The organism is Enterobacter cloacae complex sp. 6730903, from assembly GCF_048283985.1.
GTDB classification, from domain to species: Bacteria; Pseudomonadota; Gammaproteobacteria; order Enterobacterales; family Enterobacteriaceae; genus Enterobacter; species Enterobacter hormaechei_C.
Genome location: NZ_JBLVXX010000045.1, coordinates 25,456 through 44,743, shown reverse-complemented (window position 1 = coordinate 44,743; position 19,288 = coordinate 25,456). Strand labels below are relative to the sequence as shown.

Below are 19,288 nucleotides of genomic sequence, written 5' to 3'. Positions count from 1 at the left end.
CTGACCCCATGCCGAACTCAGAAGTGAAACGCCGTAGCGCCGATGGTAGTGTGGGGTCTCCCCATGTGAGAGTAGGGAACTGCCAGACATCAAACAAGTAGAAAGGCCATCCGAAAGGATGGCCTTTTTGCGTTATCTCTCCAGCTAAACCAATTCCCTCATTCGATGTTTTCACTGGTGCCGTTAATACCTTACGGACGTAGCGCTTTACCCTACTGAAACTGAAGTGGTGAAATGCATCCTGCTGGCTCGCAGTAGCGTTAAATGAATTAAATGTTATGCCAAATACTGTACAGGTAAGGGATATAGCGAGGAGTAAGGTAGCGTATTGAATTTAATTAATATCTGATGCTATTCGTGATGGGGAATATACGTTTCTTATATCAGGTAAAAATAAAAGCGCGGCCATCACCGCGCTTTTAGAAGCCTTATTTAGTCAGGGCGACAATACCGAGTGTCAGGCCAGCGATTGCCGCGGCGCCACCAGCAATCGCACCTGCTGTTTCCCAGTTATCCTGGGTAGTGCCCTTCATACAGGTATTGGTGTGAACCAGTCGCCCCTGATCGTCGTATACCGGTACACATGGAGAGTCGTGCGCGCAACCAGCAAGCAGCGCAGCGAGAAGTGCAACGGAAAGGAATCTTTTCATGATGTTACCTCAATATGATCACCTATTCGCTAAAGAGCCGATGCGGCAATTAACGAATCGATGATTATTTTACCACCGCACTAATACCATGCAGCACGGGGAATAATCTCAATTTGTGTGGATTGTAAAAATTATGAAGAAAAAAGCGCGGGCACTGATTATTAATGGAGGAAATGTGAAGAGGCGGCGTTTTATTACCTTGTTTTCAGGAAATAAAAAAGGCACCAGAGGTGCCTTTATGATTTTCATTAATCCTTGTGCTTTGTAAATCGTCTCCGGACAACCACAAAGAAAACAGGAACAAAGAAAATGGCCAAGAGGGTGGCTGACAGCATCCCGCCCATCACGCCCGTCCCGACCGCATTTTGTGCCCCACTACCTGCACCGCTGCTGATGACCAGAGGCATAACACCAAGGATGAATGCCAGGGAAGTCATCAGGATAGGACGCAGACGCATACGCGAGGCTTCAAGCGTGGCTTCGATAATCCCTTTGCCTTCTTTATCCATGAGATCTTTGGCGAACTCAACGATCAGTATGGCGTTCTTGGCTGATAAACCAATTGTCGTAAGCAGACCAACCTGGAAGTAAACGTCATTGTTTAGCCCTCGCATTGATGCAGCCAGAAGCGCGCCGATCACACCCAGAGGCACAACCAGCATGACCGAGAAGGGAATAGACCAGCTTTCATAGAGAGCCGCCAGACACAGGAACACCACAATCAGTGAAATGGCGTACAGCGCCGGAGCCTGATTCCCGGAAAGTCGTTCCTGGTAAGACATCCCCGTCCAGTCGTAGCCGATGCCGGAAGGCAGTTTTGACGCAAGGCTTTCCATCAGCGCCATTGCCTCACCGGTACTTTTGCCTGGTGCAGACTCACCGAGGATCTCCATTGATGGCATCCCATTGTAACGTTCCAGACGCGGTGAACCGTACACCCAGTGAGAGCTGCTAAAGGCAGAGAAAGGCACCATTTCGCCGTTAGCGCTACGCACATACAGGCCGTTAATGTCTCCGGGTAGCATACGGAAGCGAGCATCAGCCTGGACATAAACTTTTTTCACCCGTCCGTGATCGATAAAGTCGTTCACGTAGGTGCCACCCAGCGCTGTTGAAATCGTCTGATTGACGTCAGACACGCTCACACCCAGCGCCTGTGCCTTCTCCTGATCGACATCCAGCTTGAACTGTGGCGTGTCTTCCAGTCCGTTAGGACGCACGCGGACCAGTAAGTCAGGATGTTCTCTCACCATGCCCAGCAGCTGGTTACGCGCCTGCGTTAACTGCGTATGTCCCAGGTTTGCCTGGTCAATCAATTCAAAGTCAAAGCCTGTTGCGGTACCCAGTTCAATAATGGCAGGCAGGTTAAACGGAAATACAAGACCATCTTTGATCTGGCTGAACGCTTTCGTCGCGCGGCTGACAATCGCCTCAACGCCGTTTTCCTTGCCCGGACGCTCTTCCCATGGCTTCAGGCTGACGAAAGCGATACCGGAGTTCTGCCCCTGTCCGCTAAAGCTAAACCCGTTTACGGTAAAGACCGATTCAACGTTCGCTTTCTCTTTCGACAGGTAATAATCCTGAACCTGATCGAGTACCTGCTGGGTACGCATCTGCGTCGCCCCTGCCGGCAACTGAACCATCGTCATAAACACCCCCTGATCCTCTTCCGGCAGGAAGGAGGAAGGCAGGCGCAGGAACAGTACTGCCATGCCGCCGACGATGATGACGTAAACCAGCAGATAGCGGCCGGTCTTACGTAAAATGCCGCTTACGCTGTTGCTGTAGTGCTCCACACTCTTATCAAAGAGCGCGTTAAACCAGCCGAAGAAACCACCTTTCTTTTCATGATGTTCGCTGGAAACCGGTTTGAGCAGCGTGGCACAAAGAGCAGGCGTTAATATCAACGCCACCAGTACCGACAAGGCCATCGCGGAGACAATGGTCAGCGAGAACTGGCGATAGATAGCCCCGGTTGAACCACCAAAGAATGCCATCGGAATAAATACCGCCGAAAGCACCATGGCAATGCCCACCAGAGCGCCCTGGATTTGCTCCATCGACTTCTGCGTCGCCTCTTTTGGCGGCAGCTTGTCCTCAACCATGACGCGTTCTACGTTCTCGACCACCACGATGGCGTCATCGACGAGAAGACCTATCGCCAATACCATCCCGAACATCGTCAGGGTGTTAATGGAGAACCCGAACGCAGCCAGTACCGCAAAGGTGCCCAGTAACACCACGGGCACGGCGATAGTGGGAATAAGCGTTGCCCGCAGGTTTTGCAGGAACAGGTACATCACCAGAAACACGAGAACAATCGCTTCAAACAGCGTCTTCACCACTTCATGGATGGAGATCTTCACGAATGGTGTGGTGTCGTACGGATATACGACTTTCAGACCCTGAGGGAAGAAGGGCTGCAACTGCGCCAGTTTACTCTTGATGGCGGCAGCGGTATCCAGCGCGTTTGCGCCAGTCGCCAGCTTGATCCCCAGCCCCGTTGCTGCCTGGCCATTGATTTTGGTGACCATGTTGTAGTTTTCGCCACCCAGCTCAATGCGGGCCACATCTTTCAGGTGGACCATTGAGCCGTCCTGGTTCACCTTCAGCGTCACACGACCAAACTCCTCCGGCGATTTCAGGCGCGTTTGAGCAATAATTGAGGCGTTCAGTTGCTGCCCAGGTACGGACGGCGTTCCTCCCAACTGGCCCGCAGCAATCTGGTCGTTTTGCGTTTTCAGCTGGTTAATAACATCCAGCGGCGTGAGCTGATATTTGTTCATCGCGTTGCTGTCCAGCCAGATGCGCATTGCATACTGGGCACCGAACAGCTGCACGTCACCGACGCCGGAAGTACGGCTGATCGCATCTTTTACGTTAGAAGCAACATAGTCGGAGATATCATCCTGCGTGAGGTTTTTATTGTCCGACACAAAGCCAGCAACCAGCAGGAAGCTGCTGCTGGATTTCTCCACGCCGATACCCTGCTGCTGCACTTCTTGCGGCAGCAGCGGCATGGCGAGCTGGAGTTTGTTCTGAACCTGCACCTGCGCGATATCAGGATCCGTGCCAGACTGGAATGTCAGCGTAATGGTGACGTTACCGGCGGAATCACTGGTGGACGACATGTACATCAGATTATCAATACCGTTCATGTTCTGTTCGATAACCTGAGTTACGGTGTCCTGTACCGTCTGGGCATCAGCGCCAGGGTAGGTTGCTGTCACTGCCACCGCCGGCGGCGCAATGGTCGGATATTGTGCGACCGGCAGTTTTAAAATGGCCAGCCCGCCCGCAATCATCAGAATGATGGCGAGTACCCAGGCGAAAACAGGCCGTTGAATAAAGAAATTAGCCATGTCGTTATTCCTTAACTGGCTGGAGTCGCGGCGGTATCAGGAATAGCCACGACGGTAACGCCAGGGCGAACTTTTTGCAGGCCGCTGATAATGACGCGGTCGCCGTTTTTCAGGCCTTCCGTGATCAGCCAGCGATCGCCAATCGCCTGCGGTGCAACGACAGTGCGTGATTCCACCTGGTTTTTATCGTTTACCACAAGCACGGTGGCATCCCCGCGTGGTGTGCGGGTTACCCCCTGCTGGGGAACAAGAATGGCGTCAGGTTGCGTGCCTTCATCAATGCGCGCACGGACAAACATACCTGGTAACAGCATATGCTGTGGATTAGGGAAGAGGGCGCGAAGGGTGATTGAGCCGGTACTTTCATCTACCGTGACATCAGAGAACTGGAGCGTTCCTTTCAGCGGATAAGGCTGACCATTTTCCATCAGCAACTCGACGCTGCTGGTGTCTCCTTTTTGCAGGCTCGTCTGCTGCTTCAGGCGCATAAAATCGCTGCTGGATTGCGTCACATCGACATAAATGGGATCGAGTTGCTGAACCGTCGCCAGTGCAGTTGACTGACCATTAGTGACTAACGCCCCTTCGGTGACGCTGGATTTACCAATACGCCCGTTGATTGGGGATGTAACTTTCGTATAAGCCAGGTTGATCCGCGCGCTTTCAACGCCAGCCTTCGCGGCAACGACGCTCGCATCCGCCTGCTGGGCGGTTGCCACCGCCTGATCGTACTCCTGCTTGCTCACATATTGCGTACCGACCAGCGGAACGTAACGTTTCACCGTCAGATGAGCGATATTGGCCGCCGCCTGTGCTTTTACCAGTTCACCTTTCGCATTGTCGTAGGCTGCCTGATAGGTGGCCGGATCGATCTGATAAAGGGAGTCACCCGCTTTGACGTCGCTGCCTTCGGTAAAATTACGGTGCAGAATGATACCACTTACCTGGGGACGAACCTCCGCAACACGATACGCGTCAGTTCTGCCAGGCAATTCTGTCGTTACGGCCAGTGGCGCGCTTTTAACAATATGAACACTGACCTGAGGAGCTTGCGCATGCTGCTGTGGGTTTTCTTGCCCATCGCACCCGGTGAGCAGAGCGGCACAGACAATGAAACCGTATAAGGGTAAGCATCTGAAGTGATTCGTCATTACTGTTCCTTAAACTACCCCTGAACCGATATTTGTCATGAATCGGTGAAAGGGTGTGAGGCAAAAAAAGAAATGTAGCTGCGTATAATAATGAGGGTATTTAATGTTTTTTAATTTATACGTGCTGATGGAGCTTTTAAAAAGTAAAAATCGGAATCTGACCCAGTGCATTCGACACGCTATTTCTGTCAGGATAATCAACGAAATGCTTTTGGGTGAATGCCATTCATATCTTTTATGTATTTAATGCATTCGATTTATTCACAGGATTTATAAATTAAATGAATTGACTTTTTTTGTGCAAAACTAATACGGATTTTGGTTAATACTTTGTCTGACACGACCACGGCAATATCCTTTGATAACGTATCAATCTTGTAAGTAACGAGTAGCAGGTTATGGCGCGCAAAAAGAAAGAAGAGGCTCAAAAGACCCGCCAGCAGCTGATTGAAGCCGCTATCAGGCTATTCGCGACGCGTGGCGTGGCCAGCACCACGCTTACCGACATTGCCGATGCTGCTCAACTCACTCGCGGGGCGGTTTACTGGCATTTCTCGAGTAAAGCGGAAATATTTAACGCAATATGGGAACAGCAATTGCCGCTGCGTGAAATCATTCGTGGCAGGCTAATGCTTTCCGAAAATGACGACCCTTTGTTAATGCTTCGTGAACAATTTATTGTCGCGTTGCAATATATTGCGAGCGAACCCCGACAGTATGCGCTTTTACAAATTTTGTATCATAAGTGTGAATTTCATGACGATGTGATTTCAGAATGTGAAATACGCAAGCGGATCGGTTTAAACGATGATTATCTTCGCAAGACGCTAAAACGATGCATTGCTCATAACATTATCTCTTCACAAACTAATATTGAACTGGCGCTGATTGTTTTCCATGCCTTTTTTAGCGGAATCATTAAAAACTGGTTAATGGATAACACCCGTTTTAATCTGTACAAACAAGCACCGGCGCTGGTGGATAATATTCTGGCGACACTAAATATCACCCGAGTGGCGCCAGTGGTTTACGATACAGCCTTATGACTGCGCCCGGGGTGGCGACATCTCCCCGTGCTGGCACTGTTCCATAATAGCTTGCGCGGTAATTGGTTTGCCCAGCAGATAACCCTGTAGCGTATTGCATCCCAGTTCTGTCAGGAAGGTCTGCTGCGCTGCGGTTTCGACCCCTTCCGCCACGACCTTCAGATTCAGCGTTTTTGCCAGGGCGACAATCGCCGAGACAATTGTCGCATCTTCGCTCTCTCCACTTAACTCTTTCACAAAAGCACGATCGATTTTCAACTCGCAGGCGGGAAGCCGCTTAAGATAGAGAAGGCTTGAGTAACCTGTACCAAAATCGTCTATTGAGGCTTTTACTCCCGCATCCGTCAGCGCGGTCAGGACGCGTACGCTTTCGTCCGGATTGTTCATTGCCGTGGTTTCAGTCACCTCAAGGATCAACATGCCGGGCGGCACGCTATGGCGCGTCAGACAATCGAGAACCGTTTTAACCAGCGACGGCTGTTCGAACTGCAACGTAGAAAGATTCACCGCCATTGACCAGTCCGTGTGGCCCTGAAGGTGCCATTCACGCAGCTGGCGGCAGGCCTCGTCGATTACCCAGTTTCCAATGGGAATAATCAGCCCCGTTTTTTCTGCCAGCGGTAGAAACAGGTCGGGGGGGAGTAACCCCTGTTTGGGATGCTGCCAGCGTAACAGCGCTTCGAACCCGAGAACCGGCCCGGCAGGGGCGTGGAATTTAGGTTGATAAAGCAGGCGTAACTCATTACGGTCGATGGCCTGCCACAGATCATTCATCAGCTGTAGATGCGTCTGCGCCAGCGTATTCATTGACGGCTGGAAGAAGTGATAGCCGTTACGACCCATATGTTTTGTGTGGTACATCGCAGCATCAGCGTTAAACATCAGTTCACGATCGGTTTTGCCATCGTGTGGATAGAGCGCAATGCCAATGCTCAGGGTGACCATCAGTTCGTAAGGATCGAGATGGAACGGGCTATCAATGACGCGCACCAGTGAATTTGCCAGTGAGGCAGCATCATCCGGAGTGGCGGTTTCGGCCAGCAGGACGAATTCATCCCCACCGATACGCGCCAGCGTGTACTGACCTTTCAACTGCAACAGCAAACGCTGAGTCACCGCTACCAGAAGCTTGTCACCGACATCATGACCATAGGCATCGTTGACGGTTTTAAAGCCGTCGAGATCCATAAACATCAGCGCGAAAGGGCTTCCTTCGCGATCGGCCTTGCTGATGGCCTGATCGAGGCGATCCTCAAGCAGAATACGATTGGGTAATCGCGTCAGCGTATCATGCAACGCCAGCTGTGCGAGTTCACGGTTCGCTTCTGCCAGTGATGAGGCCAGCAGCGAGGTACGAGCCTGAAGGCGGGCATCGAACATCGACACCAGCAGCGTAATCCCCAGAATAGCGAGCGCGACCACGCTAACCAGTATCGCCAGCCAGCTCCCGTTAATGCCATGATGGTGGACCATCGTCGACATCGGAAATTGTGCTGCTTCCATGCCAGCGTAATGCATGCCAGCGATAGCGATGCCCATGGTGATCGCCGCCCCCAGCCGCATCAACGCCATTCGTGCAGCTTCCTGACGTAAACGGAACGTCAGCCAAAGAGCGGCCAGTGAAGCGGCAAGGGCTATGACCACAGAGATAGCCACCCACGTTTTATCCCAGACAATACCCGGTGTGACCTCCAGGGCAGCCATACCGGTGTAGTGCATGGCAACAATGCCCGTTCCCATCACGACGGCGCCAGGCAGTAACCGACGCAAACGTAGCTGCTCGCCGCTAACGAGCCACAGGGCGAACATTGACGAGCTGATGGCGATGACCATCGAAAGCACGGTCAGGGCCGCGTTGTAACTCATGCTCATGGAAAGATCCATCGCCAGCATACCGATGAAATGCATCGCCCACACGCCAATCCCCATCGAAACACCGCCACCTGTCAGCCAGACGCGTGCAGCGACGCCCTGGCTTCCGGCAACGCGCGCAGCCATATTCAGTGCGGTATAGGCGGCAAGAATGGCAACAATAAAGGAGATGACTACGAGGATTTGGTTGTATTGGCTAACCAGCATGGTCTGTTCACTCGTTGTGAGACGTTAAGCAAGAGCGGTTGGAAAGGGCACAGACATTATCATCGTCAGGAAATGACGAAAAGTGATTTAAATCCCTGTTTTTATTAGGTGTTAACAGGGGTTTTACAGGATGGAAGCGGTTAGTCCAGCTCTGAGCAGTTGACCAGTTTAAGCGGGTTCACGGAATTCATATTGCGACATTTATCGGTTTCGGTGCTCATCAGTTCAATCCACTGCATCAGCAGCGCATCGAAAATGAAAACAGAGACAGCAAAAACGACCAGCCACCAGTATTTACGAATCATGTGTCATTCCGCGAAAAGAGAGCCTGTAAGTCGGTGGAAATATACACGAAAAGCGGGCGTTGAAAAGTGGGGAAAGGGAAGGTTTACAAAGCGTTGACGGTTGCCCGCCCGGACGATAAAAAAGGCGCTTCCCCATGCCGAAGAGCGCCTTTTTAAACAAGCAGTTAGCTAATCGAAATTAGTTCATGCCGTATTTTTTCAGTTTCTTACGCAGGGTACCACGGTTGATGCCCATCATCAGGGCAGCGCGGGTTTGATTACCACGGGTGTATTGCATCACCATGTCCAACAGTGGCTGTTCAACTTCAGCCAGTACCAGCTCATACAGGTCATTAACATCCTGACCGTTCAGTTGAGCAAAATAGTTCTTCAGTGCCTGTTTAACCGAGTCACGCAGGGGCTTTTGAGTCACCTGATCCTGAGAGTTAACGGTAGAAACGGTCAGTACGTCAGAATTTACGCGTTGTTCGAACATAGTTCTGTCAGCTCTTTATTTCATTACGCAAGATTTTCGAAGTATGCCTCCAACGCCTCCAGCTGTTCGCTGGCATCCTCAATGGCGTTGAATGTGCGCCGAAACTGGTCATTTGGAGCGTGCTCCTGGAGATACCAGGAGACGTGTTTACGCGCAATTCGGTACCCTTTTGCCTGGCCGTAGTGGTCATGCAATTCCCGAACATGCGAACAAAGCAAGCGCTTGACCTCTGCCAGAGGCAGTGGGGCAAGCAGCTCCCCAGTGTCCAGATAATGCTGGATTTCCCGAAAGATCCAGGGTCTTCCCTGAGCGGCACGTCCTATCATCAGAGCATCAGCTCCCGTATAGTCGAGCACAGCTCTGGCTTTAAGCGGGTCAGTAATGTCGCCATTCGCGATAATCGGAATGGAAACTTTCTGCTTAACTGCCCGAATGCTGTCGTATTCAGCTTCACCGTTGAACAAACAGGCGCGAGTGCGTCCATGAATGGTCAGGGCCTGAATGCCACAGTCTTCGGCCAGTTGGGCAATCTCTACGCAGTTACGGTGTTCCGGCGACCAACCCGTGCGAATCTTCAACGTAACAGGAACGTCCACTGCGCTGACAACCGCCGTCAGGATTGACTTCACCTGGTCGGGGTATTGCAGAAGGGCTGAACCTGCAAGCTTGCGATTCACCTTTTTGGCCGGGCAACCCATATTGATATCAATAATCTGGGCGCCACTTTCCACGTTAATACGCGCGGCATCTGCCATCTCTTCAGGCACGCTTCCGGCAATTTGCACGGTGCGGATACCTGGTTCATCCACGTGCACCATCCGAAGGCGGGATTTGTCGCTTTCCCAAACCTGCGGGTTAGACGACATCATCTCGGAAACGGTTAATCCTGCTCCCATCTCGTAGCACAGCGTCCTGAACGGCCGGTCGGTAATACCTGCCATTGGGGCTGCGATCAGGCGATTTCTGAGCTGGTGGTGTCCGATGCGCATGAGTTAAGAAATGACCATACTGTGACTGCAAGGCGGCGTATATTACGCATTTTTTGCACGAGATGAAAGGCCAAACTTTGAACAATCCTCTGTTGTAGATCAAGGAATCGCCAGTCATTCTTTTCGGATAAGATTATTCGCTATTTAAATCATTGTGTTATGAATAAATGAACATTTTGTGGGCGCTTACAATTTCCCGTAACTTCTCATCATTTCTGAATAAATGGATCAATTGTCCGGGATAATCTGCTGCTATAAGCAGCAGATTATGGCGCTTCTTTGCGATCTGCGTCGCATTTCAGCACAGGATATCAACGTACAAAATCGACTTATTCAACAACCAGACGGCCATGAAGCGGCTGAACCGGGCGGCTGTTTTCGTGGTGCATGGTGTGAGTGAATTTTTGCAGCTGTTCAGCAGAGACGGTCAGCGGATGCTTGAGCACCAGCCACGTTACCCCTTCTGAACACGGTGGCGTGGTCAGAGAGCCGCTAAAACGCCAGTAGGTTTTATCCGCGGGCAGTAATTTATTCACATCGAGGGTTGGCTTAATCGTGACGTTCTGGTCAACCTGTCCTGGCATCACGCCCCAGAGTTTATCCAGCTCAGTGTTTGCCGCGCCCTGATCGAACATAACGGCAACGACCGTCAGTTCGCCGTCAGCGTTTTTATGGACCAGATGCATTTCCATTGCGTATTTTTTACCGTGCACCGTGTTTTCGGATGGTGCATGGAAATGGAACTGCTGTAACGTCCAGCGCTGTTTATCAAGCGTGATGCTGTCGCGTGTATCGGCATTTTCACTCGCCTGGATAGTATGGCCGTTGTTTGTCAGAATGACCGGGCCGTCGATATAGTGCGTTTCCAGCGGAGAGATGTGGGCTTTGACCGTGTTGTCTATGTTGACCGGCGACTGATACATTCCGCTTTTACACGTCTTGTACGCCTCGTCCAGTTCGCCCCAGTGTTCCGGTGCGCCTTCACCCTGATAGCTCCAGTGTGATGCGTAAGCCGTAGCCGAAATCATGCTCAGCGCCAGCAGCGCTGCCTTGCCTGAAATGTGTTTCATCATATTCTTCCTGTGAATTTTATTATCCAAATCAATAATTAACATTATTATTTGTGTGGTTATTTTATCGAAGAAAGGAAGAAGGCGGGAGAAAAAACCGAAGGGAAAAGGCGTGGTCAGACGACCACGCCAAACGCTTATTTTTTACGGCCGGTGATGCGACACCACTCTTCTTTCTCGACCACCGGGTCGAGCGCAAAGAGATCGGCGTAGGCTTCACAGACGCTGTCTGCCTGGCTGGCAAGGATACCGGACAGGCCCAGCAGACCGCCTTCAACCGGCAGGACGCTGATTAACGGCGCCAGCTCGCGTAACGGGCCAGCCAGGATATTCGCGACCACCACATCGGCTTTCATCGCCTCTGGCTGGGCGTCCGGCAGATACAGTTCAAGGCGATCGGAAACGCCATTACGCTCGGCGTTATCACGGCTGGCCTGAATCGCCTGCGGATCGATATCGATCCCGATGGCTTTTGCCGCGCCCAGTTTCAGTGCTGCGATAGCAAGGATCCCGGAACCGCAACCGAAGTCGATCACGGTTTTGCCTTCCAGATCCAGGCCATCCAGCCATTGCAGGCACAGGGAGGTTGTCGGGTGAGTACCGGTGCCGAACGCCAGACCCGGATCCAGCATCACGTTGACGGCGTTTTCATCGGGCACTTCACGCCAGCTTGGGCAGATCCACAGACGCTGACCAAACTGCATCGGATGGAAGTTGTCCATCCACTCGCGTTCCCAGTCTTTGTCTTCCAGCTGTTCAATTTTATGCGCGAAACCCGCGCCCAGCAGCGGATGGTTTTCCAGAATCGCCACGACCTCTTTCATGTCGGTTTCTGCATCGAACAGGCCGATAACGTCCGTATCACCCCACAGGCGCGTTTCGCCTGGCAGCGGCTCAAAGACAGGCGTGTCATGCGTGTCCTGGAAGGTGATAGAGACCGAACCGGCCTCCATCAGCGCATCACTCAGTTCTTCGGCGTTCGCGCCGGTTGTGTTCAGTTTTAATTGGATCCACGGCATGGCAAAACTCTTTATTTATCAGTAGAAATCAGGGCAGTTTGTGGCACCGGTCGACCAAAACGGTTTCCCACCACAAACGCCAGTAAACTTAACAGTAACGAAGGCACGATCGGATGGAAGCCCAGATACTGTATTTTAAACGTGGCGAGAACGGCATACAGGACGCCCCCGACAATCATACCGCTTAATGCACCCGCGGCATTCGCGCGTTCCCAATACAGCCCCAGCACCAGCGGCCACAGGAAAACGGCCTCAAGCCCGCCAAAGGCGAGCAGGTTCAGCCAGATGATCATCTCCGGTGGACGCCATGCGGCCAGCAGCAGCAACGCCCCCAGCACCAGGGTAATCACCGCCGACATACGCTTGAGGCGTCGCTCATTTTCGACCTGTTCAGGGCGTAAATTCAGATAGAGATCTTTAATGATCGTAGCGGAACTTTGCAGCAACTGAGCGTTGATGGTCGACATAATGGCCGCCATGGGTGCGGCGAGGAAAATCCCGGCGGCAAACGGCGGAAGCACTTTCACCATCAGGGTCGGAATGACCAGATCCGGTACGGTAAGGTCAGGGATCACTGCGCGTCCCAGCGCGCCCGCCAGGTGCATACCGAACATCAGGATCGCCACCACAATTGTCCCGATAATGATCCCGCGGTGCACCGCTTTGCTGTCTTTATATGAGATGCAGCGCACGGCGGTATGCGGCAGGCCAATCACGCCAAAGCACACCAGCACCCAGAACGAGGTCATAAAGGTTGGCGAGAGGATGTCATCCGCCCCCTGCGGCGAGACCAGTTTCGGATCGATCGCTTCTAGGGTTTCAACCGCATGGCTCAGGCCTCCTGCGGCATGCACGATACCTACCAGAAGAACGAGGGTGCCAATGAGCATCACCATCCCCTGCATCGTGTCGTTGAGTACGCTGGCGCGGAACCCGCCAAACGCGGTATACAGCGCGATACTCACACCGAAAATGACCAGACCTGTCTCATAGGGGATACCGGCTGCCGTCTCCAGCAGTCGCGCCCCGCCGATAAACTGCACCGTCATTGCGGCAATAAACGCCACCAGCAGACTCAGGCTTGCCAGCCATACCAGCAAGCGACTCTGATAGCGGGCAAACAGCATATCGTTCAGCGTTACGGCATTGTAGCGACGGGCCAGAATGGCAAACTTTTTACCCAGTATGCCCAGAGAGAGCCAGATGGCAGGCAGCTGGATCATGGCCAGCAGTACCCAGCCCAGCCCGTACTTATAAGCGGCGCCGGGGCCACCGATAAACGAGCTGGCGCTGATGTACGTGGCGGTCAGCGTCATGGCCAGCACGACGCCACCCATAGAGCGGCTCCCGAGGAAATACTCGTTCAGAAAGGTGCCGGTCGAACGTTTACGCATCGCATAAACCGACAGGCCAAACACCAGGAACAGGTAAGCGATAAGGGGCAGAATGACTTCAAGCTGCATCATCGTCCTCCAGTGAAATATCGCGATAGATGAATTTCACCATCGCCCAGCACAGCAGGATAAACACCAGCGGCAGCAGCAGGCAGGCCATTTCAAACCAGTGCGGGAGGCCGGTAATGCCAATCGCCGAATCAGGTAAGTAAGCAGTTACTAACCACGCGGCGAGATAGAGAAGGGTCAGCCACAGCGCCCAGCGCGCTTCTTTATGGGCCTGAACAAAACGTTTGTCCATTTTTTGTCCCTTGTGGATGAAGAAAGCGGGGATTGTACATGATGGGGCTTAGCGATCCCCAGAAATAAAAAAGGCCGGATAATCCGGCCTTTTAGCAACACTGGTCTCTTACTTCTCGTTCAGACCGAGTTTTTTCTCCAGGTAGTGGATGTTAGTCCCACCATTCTGGAAGTGCTCGTCGCTCATAATGCGCATCTGGAGATCAACGTTGGTTTTGATCCCGTCGATGATCAGCTCCTGAAGGGCGTTCTTCATGCGGGCAATGGCCACGTCACGGTTTTCGCCGTAGCAGATCAGCTTACCAATCATTGAGTCATAATACGGCGGTACGGTGTAACCGGCGTAGATATGGGACTCCCAGCGCACACCAAAGCCACCCGGCGCGTGGAAACGCGTGATTTTACCCGGGCTTGGCAGGAAGGTATTCGGGTCTTCGGCGTTGATACGGCACTCTACCGCATGGCCTTTAACCACAACTTCTTCCTGTTTGATGGACAGCGGCTGACCGGCAGCGATACGCAGCTGTTCTTTGATCAGGTCAACGCCGGTGATCATTTCAGTAACCGGGTGTTCAACCTGAATACGGGTGTTCATCTCAATGAAGTAGAACTCGCCGTTTTCGAACAGGAACTCAAAGGTACCTGCACCGCGATAGCCGATATCGACACACGCTTTGGCGCAACGCTCGCCGATGTAGCGACGCAGTTCCGGCGTAATGCCCGGCGCTGGCGCTTCTTCGACCACTTTCTGGTGACGACGCTGCATGGAGCAGTCACGTTCTGCCAGATAGATCGCGTTACCCTGACCGTCAGCCAGCACCTGAATTTCGATGTGGCGTGGGTTTTCCAGGTATTTTTCCATGTACACCATGTCATTGCTGAAGGCCGCTTTCGCTTCCGCTTTGGTCATGGAGATGGACTGCGCCAGTTCAGCATCGCTGCGTACAACGCGCATACCGCGACCGCCGCCGCCGCCGGACGCTTTGATGATCACCGGGTAGCCAATGCGTTTAGCATGGGCGCGGTTAGCATCCATATCGTCGGTCAGCGGGCCGTCAGAGCCCGGTACGGTTGGCACTCCAGCTTTTTTCATCGCGGTGATGGCAGACACTTTGTCACCCATCAGGCGAATGGTGTCGGCTTTCGGGCCAATGAAGATAAAGCCAGAGCGTTCAACCTGCTCAGCAAAGTTGGCGTTCTCAGAGAGGAAACCATAACCCGGGTGAATCGCGACCGCGCCAGTGATTTCGGCGGCGCTGATGATCGCCGGGATGTTCAGATAGCTTTTTACGGACGGAGCCGGACCGATACAGACCGTCTCATCCGCCAGCAATACGTGTTTTAAATCGCGATCCGCGCTTGAGTGCACGGCCACGGTCTTGATGCCCAGCTCTTTACAGGCACGAAGAATACGCAGTGCAATCTCGCCACGGTTGGCGATAACAATTTTATCCAGCATGTTCGCCTCGTTACTCGATGACGACCAGCGGCTCGTCAAATTCTACCGGCTGACCACTTTCGACCAGGATCGCTTTCACAGTACCTGATTTGTCTGCTTCGATCTGGTTCATCATTTTCATGGCTTCAACGATGCACAGGGTATCGCCTACGTTGACTTTCTGACCCACTTCGATGAACGCCTTCGCGTCCGGGCTCGGGGTGCGGTAGAAAGTACCAACCATTGGGGAACGTACGATGTGACCACTGATTTCTGTTGCAGCCGCAGGTGCCGCTTCTGCTGCCGCTGGCGCAACGGCTGCGGAGAGCGCAGGCTGCTGCACTGGCGCAGCGTAAGCTTGCTGCATTACCGGGAAGCTAGCGGCTGGGGCTGCACGGCTGATGCGTACAGACTCTTCGCCTTCAGAAATTTCCAGTTCGGAGATGCCTGATTCTTCAACCAGCTCGATCAGTTTTTTAATCTTACGAATATCCATGAGTGGGTTCCGTACTCTTGTTTAGTGTGATTGTGACAAGCGTTTTACCGCTGTCTGTAAAGCGTATGAATAGCCGTCTGCACCCAGCCCACAAATCACGCCAGCGGCGATATCTGACAGGTAGGAATGGTGGCGGAACGGCTCTCGGGCGTGCACGTTACTCAGGTGGATCTCGATAAACGGGATACTCACCGCGAGCAGTGCGTCGCGTATAGCAACACTGGTGTGCGTAAACGCGGCCGGATTGATCAGGATATAGTCCACAGTGTCTTTAGCCTGATGAATACGGTCGATGATTGCGTACTCCGCGTTTGACTGAAAATGGTCCAAATCCACATCCAGCGACGCTGCTTCCGTACTCAGACGGTTAACAATTTCGCTCAATGTCAGCGTGCCGTACTTCTCTGGCTCACGGGTGCCGAGCATGTTCAGGTTCGGTCCGTTTAAAACTAAAATTTGGAATTTATCAGCCATTGTGCCGCTATCTCCTGCGATTTTCGGGTAAAAAACAACATATACCCTCAAAGCGCAATTGTCACCCTTTCAGAGGTCTAAAACCCCTGTCCGGAAAACCGAAGTCGCACATTATAACGATTTCGTAGCATTTGGCAGCTAAATACTGGTCTTATCAGGGAAGATTATCAACCGCTATCCGAAAAAGATTCGCGGTTGATAAATAATCTGCGGGAAAACGCACAGTTTCGTGAACTATCGCAACCACTGGCGGAACTTCTTGTAACGCCACGCTAAAAGGGCCAGGGCCAGCAGGGCGTAGATGACCGGCTGAGGGGATAAAATCTTCACCGACCACAGGTAATGAATGGGGGCGAGGATCGCGACAAGATAGACGAAGTTATGCAGCAGTTGCCAGCGTCGACCCAGTTTTCGCTGCGCATACTGCGTGGATGTCAGCGTCAGCGCCAGTAAAACCAGCCAGCTTACGATACCCAGCGTCAGATAGGGACGCGTCACCAGTTCGCTGCCAAGGAGTGCCAGGTTGTTAATGCCCAGTTCCAGCAGGGCGTAGCTGGTGAGATGCAGCGTCGCCCAGGCAAAACACCATAGCCCTAAAAGCCGACGGGTACGTATCAATAATGGCTGTTTAGCGTAGCGCGCCAGCGGTGAGACGAGCAAGGTCGCCAGCAAAAATTTCAGAGCCATCCGACCCGTAAAATGCTGAATATCTTTCGCCGGATCGGCACTGAACTGTCCCTGGCTGGCTGCCCAGAAGAGCCAGATAAAGGGGAGCAATCCGGCTAAATGCAGGAGTACCTTCAGCCAGGTTATCTGCTTTGCCGTTAAACGCACTTAGAAGTTCTCCCGTAAGTTCAGACCACGGTAGAGGGATGCCACCTCATCCGCATAGCCGTTAAACAGCAGCGTTGGCTGGCGTTTAACATCCAGCGCGCCGCCGGAACCGATAAAACGTTCCGTTGCCTGCGACCAGCGCGGATGGTCAACGTGCGGGTTAACGTTGGCAAAAAAACCATACTCGTCAGGCGCTGCCAGGTTCCAGGTGGTGGGGGGGCGTTCACGGGTGAGCGTAATGCTGACGATCGATTTGATACCCTTGAAACCGTATTTCCACGGTACGGTCAGGCGAATGGGCGCCCCGTTTTGCGGCGGCAGCGCTTTGCCATAAACCCCGACGGTGAGCAGCGTAAGCGGATGCATGGCTTCGTCGAGACGTAAACCTTCAACGTAGGGATACTCCAGCCCGCCGCCGATAAACCGATCCTTCTGGCCTGGCATCTCGTCCGGGGCATAGCGCGTCTGGAAGGAAACATACTTCGCGTTGCTGGTGGGCTCAACCAGCGCCAGCAGTTTGTGCAAAGGGAAACCTACCCACGGCACCACCATCGACCAGGCTTCCACACAGCGCATACGGTAAATGCGTTCTTCAAGGGGGAAGCGGGTGGTGAGGTCATGATGATCCAGCGTCAGCGGTTTTGCCACCTCGCCATCTATCTTCAGCGTCCAGGGATCGGTTTTCATGCTCCCGGCGTTGGCGGCAGGATCGGCCTTATCAAGACCAAACTCATAGAAGTTGTTATAGCCGGTGACTTTGTCTTCCGGCGTTAGCGTCAGTTTATTCTGCCACTGCGCCGGTTTCGTGAAGTTAAGCGGTGCGCCGGAGGGGGCTTTCGGGCGATCGTTGCCCTTAAACCAGTCGAGTAGATCGGCATGAGCCGCAGGGGTGAGCGTCAGGGCGGTGGCGCTGATGCCAAGCATTTTCAGGATCTGGCGGCGCTGTAGCATAAAGACAGATTCAGACGTTACGTCGGCTTCTGTCAGTTTTCGGGTTTTCATGGCATCCTCCGTCAGGCGTTTTTCTAAGCATGACGGAGGAGGAGGGTTAGCGCGAATATGTCACGAAAATTTGAAGATTAGGCGATTTTAACCAGCGCACGACCGTGGAACTGGTTGTCCATGATTTTACTGGCGAACTCAGGCGCCTGGCTCAGGGTAATCTCCGTGGCGCTCTGGTCAAAGAATGAGGCTGGCAGATCCTGCACCAGACGTTCCCAGGCCTCAGCCCGCCGCTCGGCTGGGGCCATGACCGAATCGACACCCTGAAGACGCACGTTACGCAGAATAAATGGCATCACCGTCGTCGGCAGGGCAAAACCACCCGCCAGTCCACAGGCCGCCACGCAGCCGCCGTAATTCATTTGCGCCAGCACCTTCGCCAGCACTTTGTCGCCGACGGTATCTACTGCGCCAGCCCAGACCTGTTTTTCCAGCGGGCGGGTCTCGGTAAATTCGTCGCGGCTCAGAATGCGGCTTGCGCCCAGCTGACGTAGGTACTCATGCGTACTTTCGCGGCCAGAGACGGCGGCGACCTGATACCCCAGCTTGTGCAGCAGCGTGACGGCCGTGCTGCCCACGCCGCCGCTGGCGCCGGTGACGACAATTTCGCCCGACTCAGGACGGATCCCGGCCTCTTCCAGCGCCATCACGCACAGCATGGCGGTGAAACCTGCCGTGCCGATGATCATCGCCTTACGACCGTCCAGGCCTTTGGGCATCGGGACCAGCCAGTCACCTTTTACGCGCGCCTGTGCTGCCAGTCCGCCCCAGTGGTTTTCACCTACTCCCCAGCCGGTGAGCAGCACCTGCTGTCCGGCGTGAAAACGCGGATCTTCACTGGTATGCACGCGGCCTGCAAAGTCGATTCCTGGCACCATCGGGAAATTTCGGATGATTTTACCTTTTCCCGTAATCGCCAGTGCATCCTTATAGTTCAGGCTGGACCAGTCGATATCTACGGTCACGTCGCCCTCCGGCAGGCGGCTCTCCTCAATGGTTTGCACCGAGGCAACGGTTTTGCCGTCCTGCTGTTCTAAGATCAAAGCCTGCATACAGGGTCCTCACTAGGTTTGATGATGGGAAAATATGTTCTGATGACTATACTCGCTCAATGAAACGCAGTGCCGATTTAACGCAATAAATTGCCAGATACACCAGGTTTGGTAGTATGTCGCATTTGAAATGCAAGTTAGTGCTCACTTGC

General features: G+C 53.1%; 18 protein-coding genes and 1 rRNA gene. 2 read left to right on the top strand and 17 right to left on the bottom strand.

The window, feature by feature from the left end:
• Positions 1-88 (top strand): 5S ribosomal RNA (gene rrf, locus ACNQ0W_RS20125); the annotation flags it as partial.
• Positions 89-428: 340 nt separating this feature from the next.
• On the opposite strand, the gene ACNQ0W_RS20120 is transcribed toward rrf, so the two are convergent.
• The 3 genes from ACNQ0W_RS20120 to ACNQ0W_RS20110 all read right to left on the bottom strand — a co-directional run bounded on the left by ACNQ0W_RS20120 (position 429) and on the right by ACNQ0W_RS20110 (position 5,163).
• Positions 429-650, bottom strand: coding sequence for a lipoprotein (locus ACNQ0W_RS20120; RefSeq protein WP_003860364.1), 222 nt, complete (start codon positions 648-650; stop codon positions 429-431).
• Positions 651-898: 248 nt separating this feature from the next.
• On the bottom strand, positions 899-4,012 hold the full coding sequence (locus tag ACNQ0W_RS20115) for an efflux RND transporter permease subunit (RefSeq protein WP_116329945.1): 3,114 nt from the start codon (positions 4,010-4,012) through the stop codon (positions 899-901).
• An 11-nt stretch (positions 4,013-4,023) separates the two neighbouring features.
• Positions 4,024-5,163 carry an efflux RND transporter periplasmic adaptor subunit gene (locus ACNQ0W_RS20110; protein ID WP_062933442.1) on the bottom strand — a complete coding sequence of 380 codons (1,140 nt, stop codon included), beginning with the start codon at positions 5,161-5,163 and terminating at the stop codon, positions 4,024-4,026.
• A gap of 398 nt (positions 5,164-5,561) precedes the next feature.
• On the opposite strand from ACNQ0W_RS20110, the gene envR reads away from it, so the two are divergent.
• Complete coding sequence (gene envR / locus ACNQ0W_RS20105) at positions 5,562-6,209, top strand: acrEF/envCD operon transcriptional regulator (protein ID WP_417933250.1); 648 nt, start codon at positions 5,562-5,564, stop codon at positions 6,207-6,209.
• On the opposite strand, the gene ACNQ0W_RS20100 is transcribed toward envR, so the two are convergent.
• From ACNQ0W_RS20100 to ACNQ0W_RS20035, 14 genes are all read right to left on the bottom strand, one after another.
• Complete coding sequence (locus ACNQ0W_RS20100; RefSeq protein WP_062933440.1) at positions 6,204-8,288, bottom strand: putative bifunctional diguanylate cyclase/phosphodiesterase; 2,085 nt, start codon at positions 8,286-8,288, stop codon at positions 6,204-6,206. The two genes, envR and ACNQ0W_RS20100, sit on opposite strands and share 6 nt — an antisense overlap.
• Before the next feature lie 140 nt (positions 8,289-8,428).
• On the bottom strand, positions 8,429-8,593 hold the full coding sequence (locus ACNQ0W_RS20095) for a DUF2556 family protein (RefSeq protein WP_003860373.1): 165 nt from the start codon (positions 8,591-8,593) through the stop codon (positions 8,429-8,431).
• A 178-nt stretch (positions 8,594-8,771) separates the two neighbouring features.
• On the bottom strand, positions 8,772-9,068 hold the full coding sequence (fis, locus tag ACNQ0W_RS20090) for a DNA-binding transcriptional regulator Fis (protein WP_000462905.1): 297 nt from the start codon (positions 9,066-9,068) through the stop codon (positions 8,772-8,774).
• 23 nt (positions 9,069-9,091) lie between these two features.
• A complete protein-coding gene (gene dusB / locus ACNQ0W_RS20085; protein ID WP_006812176.1) occupies positions 9,092-10,057 on the bottom strand; it encodes a tRNA dihydrouridine synthase DusB in 966 nt (321 codons plus the stop codon).
• 329 nt (positions 10,058-10,386) lie between these two features.
• The gene (locus ACNQ0W_RS20080) at positions 10,387-11,127 is read right to left on the bottom strand and encodes a carbonic anhydrase (RefSeq protein ID WP_045327378.1); all 741 of its coding nucleotides are present in this window, start codon (positions 11,125-11,127) and stop codon (positions 10,387-10,389) included.
• Positions 11,128-11,264: 137 nt separating this feature from the next.
• Positions 11,265-12,146, bottom strand: coding sequence for a 50S ribosomal protein L11 methyltransferase (prmA, locus tag ACNQ0W_RS20075; RefSeq protein WP_017382703.1), 882 nt, complete (start codon positions 12,144-12,146; stop codon positions 11,265-11,267).
• Positions 12,147-12,157: 11 nt separating this feature from the next.
• Positions 12,158-13,609 carry a sodium/pantothenate symporter gene (gene panF / locus ACNQ0W_RS20070; RefSeq protein ID WP_116329944.1) on the bottom strand — a complete coding sequence of 484 codons (1,452 nt, stop codon included), beginning with the start codon at positions 13,607-13,609 and terminating at the stop codon, positions 12,158-12,160.
• Positions 13,599-13,841 carry a YhdT family protein gene (locus ACNQ0W_RS20065; protein WP_003860385.1) on the bottom strand — a complete coding sequence of 81 codons (243 nt, stop codon included), beginning with the start codon at positions 13,839-13,841 and terminating at the stop codon, positions 13,599-13,601. Before ACNQ0W_RS20065 ends, panF begins: the two co-directional genes overlap by 11 nt.
• A gap of 108 nt (positions 13,842-13,949) precedes the next feature.
• Positions 13,950-15,299: an acetyl-CoA carboxylase biotin carboxylase subunit gene (accC, locus tag ACNQ0W_RS20060; protein ID WP_003860388.1), complete on the bottom strand. Its 1,350-nt coding sequence runs from the start codon at positions 15,297-15,299 to the stop codon at positions 13,950-13,952.
• Between the two features lie 10 nt (positions 15,300-15,309).
• A complete protein-coding gene (gene accB, locus ACNQ0W_RS20055) occupies positions 15,310-15,774 on the bottom strand; it encodes an acetyl-CoA carboxylase biotin carboxyl carrier protein (protein WP_003860389.1) in 465 nt (154 codons plus the stop codon).
• A 21-nt stretch (positions 15,775-15,795) separates the two neighbouring features.
• On the bottom strand, positions 15,796-16,248 hold the full coding sequence (aroQ, locus tag ACNQ0W_RS20050) for a type II 3-dehydroquinate dehydratase (RefSeq protein ID WP_062933439.1): 453 nt from the start codon (positions 16,246-16,248) through the stop codon (positions 15,796-15,798).
• A gap of 234 nt (positions 16,249-16,482) precedes the next feature.
• Positions 16,483-17,082, bottom strand: a complete 600-nt coding sequence (gene msrQ, locus ACNQ0W_RS20045) for a protein-methionine-sulfoxide reductase heme-binding subunit MsrQ (RefSeq protein WP_003860393.1) — start codon at positions 17,080-17,082, stop codon at positions 16,483-16,485.
• Positions 17,083-18,084: a protein-methionine-sulfoxide reductase catalytic subunit MsrP gene (msrP, locus tag ACNQ0W_RS20040; RefSeq protein ID WP_062933437.1), complete on the bottom strand. Its 1,002-nt coding sequence runs from the start codon at positions 18,082-18,084 to the stop codon at positions 17,083-17,085.
• Positions 18,085-18,161: 77 nt separating this feature from the next.
• Positions 18,162-19,136 (bottom strand): MDR family oxidoreductase, encoded by a 975-nt coding sequence (locus ACNQ0W_RS20035; protein ID WP_062933436.1) that lies wholly within the window; start codon positions 19,134-19,136, stop codon positions 18,162-18,164.
• Positions 19,137-19,288: the final 152 nt, after the last annotated feature.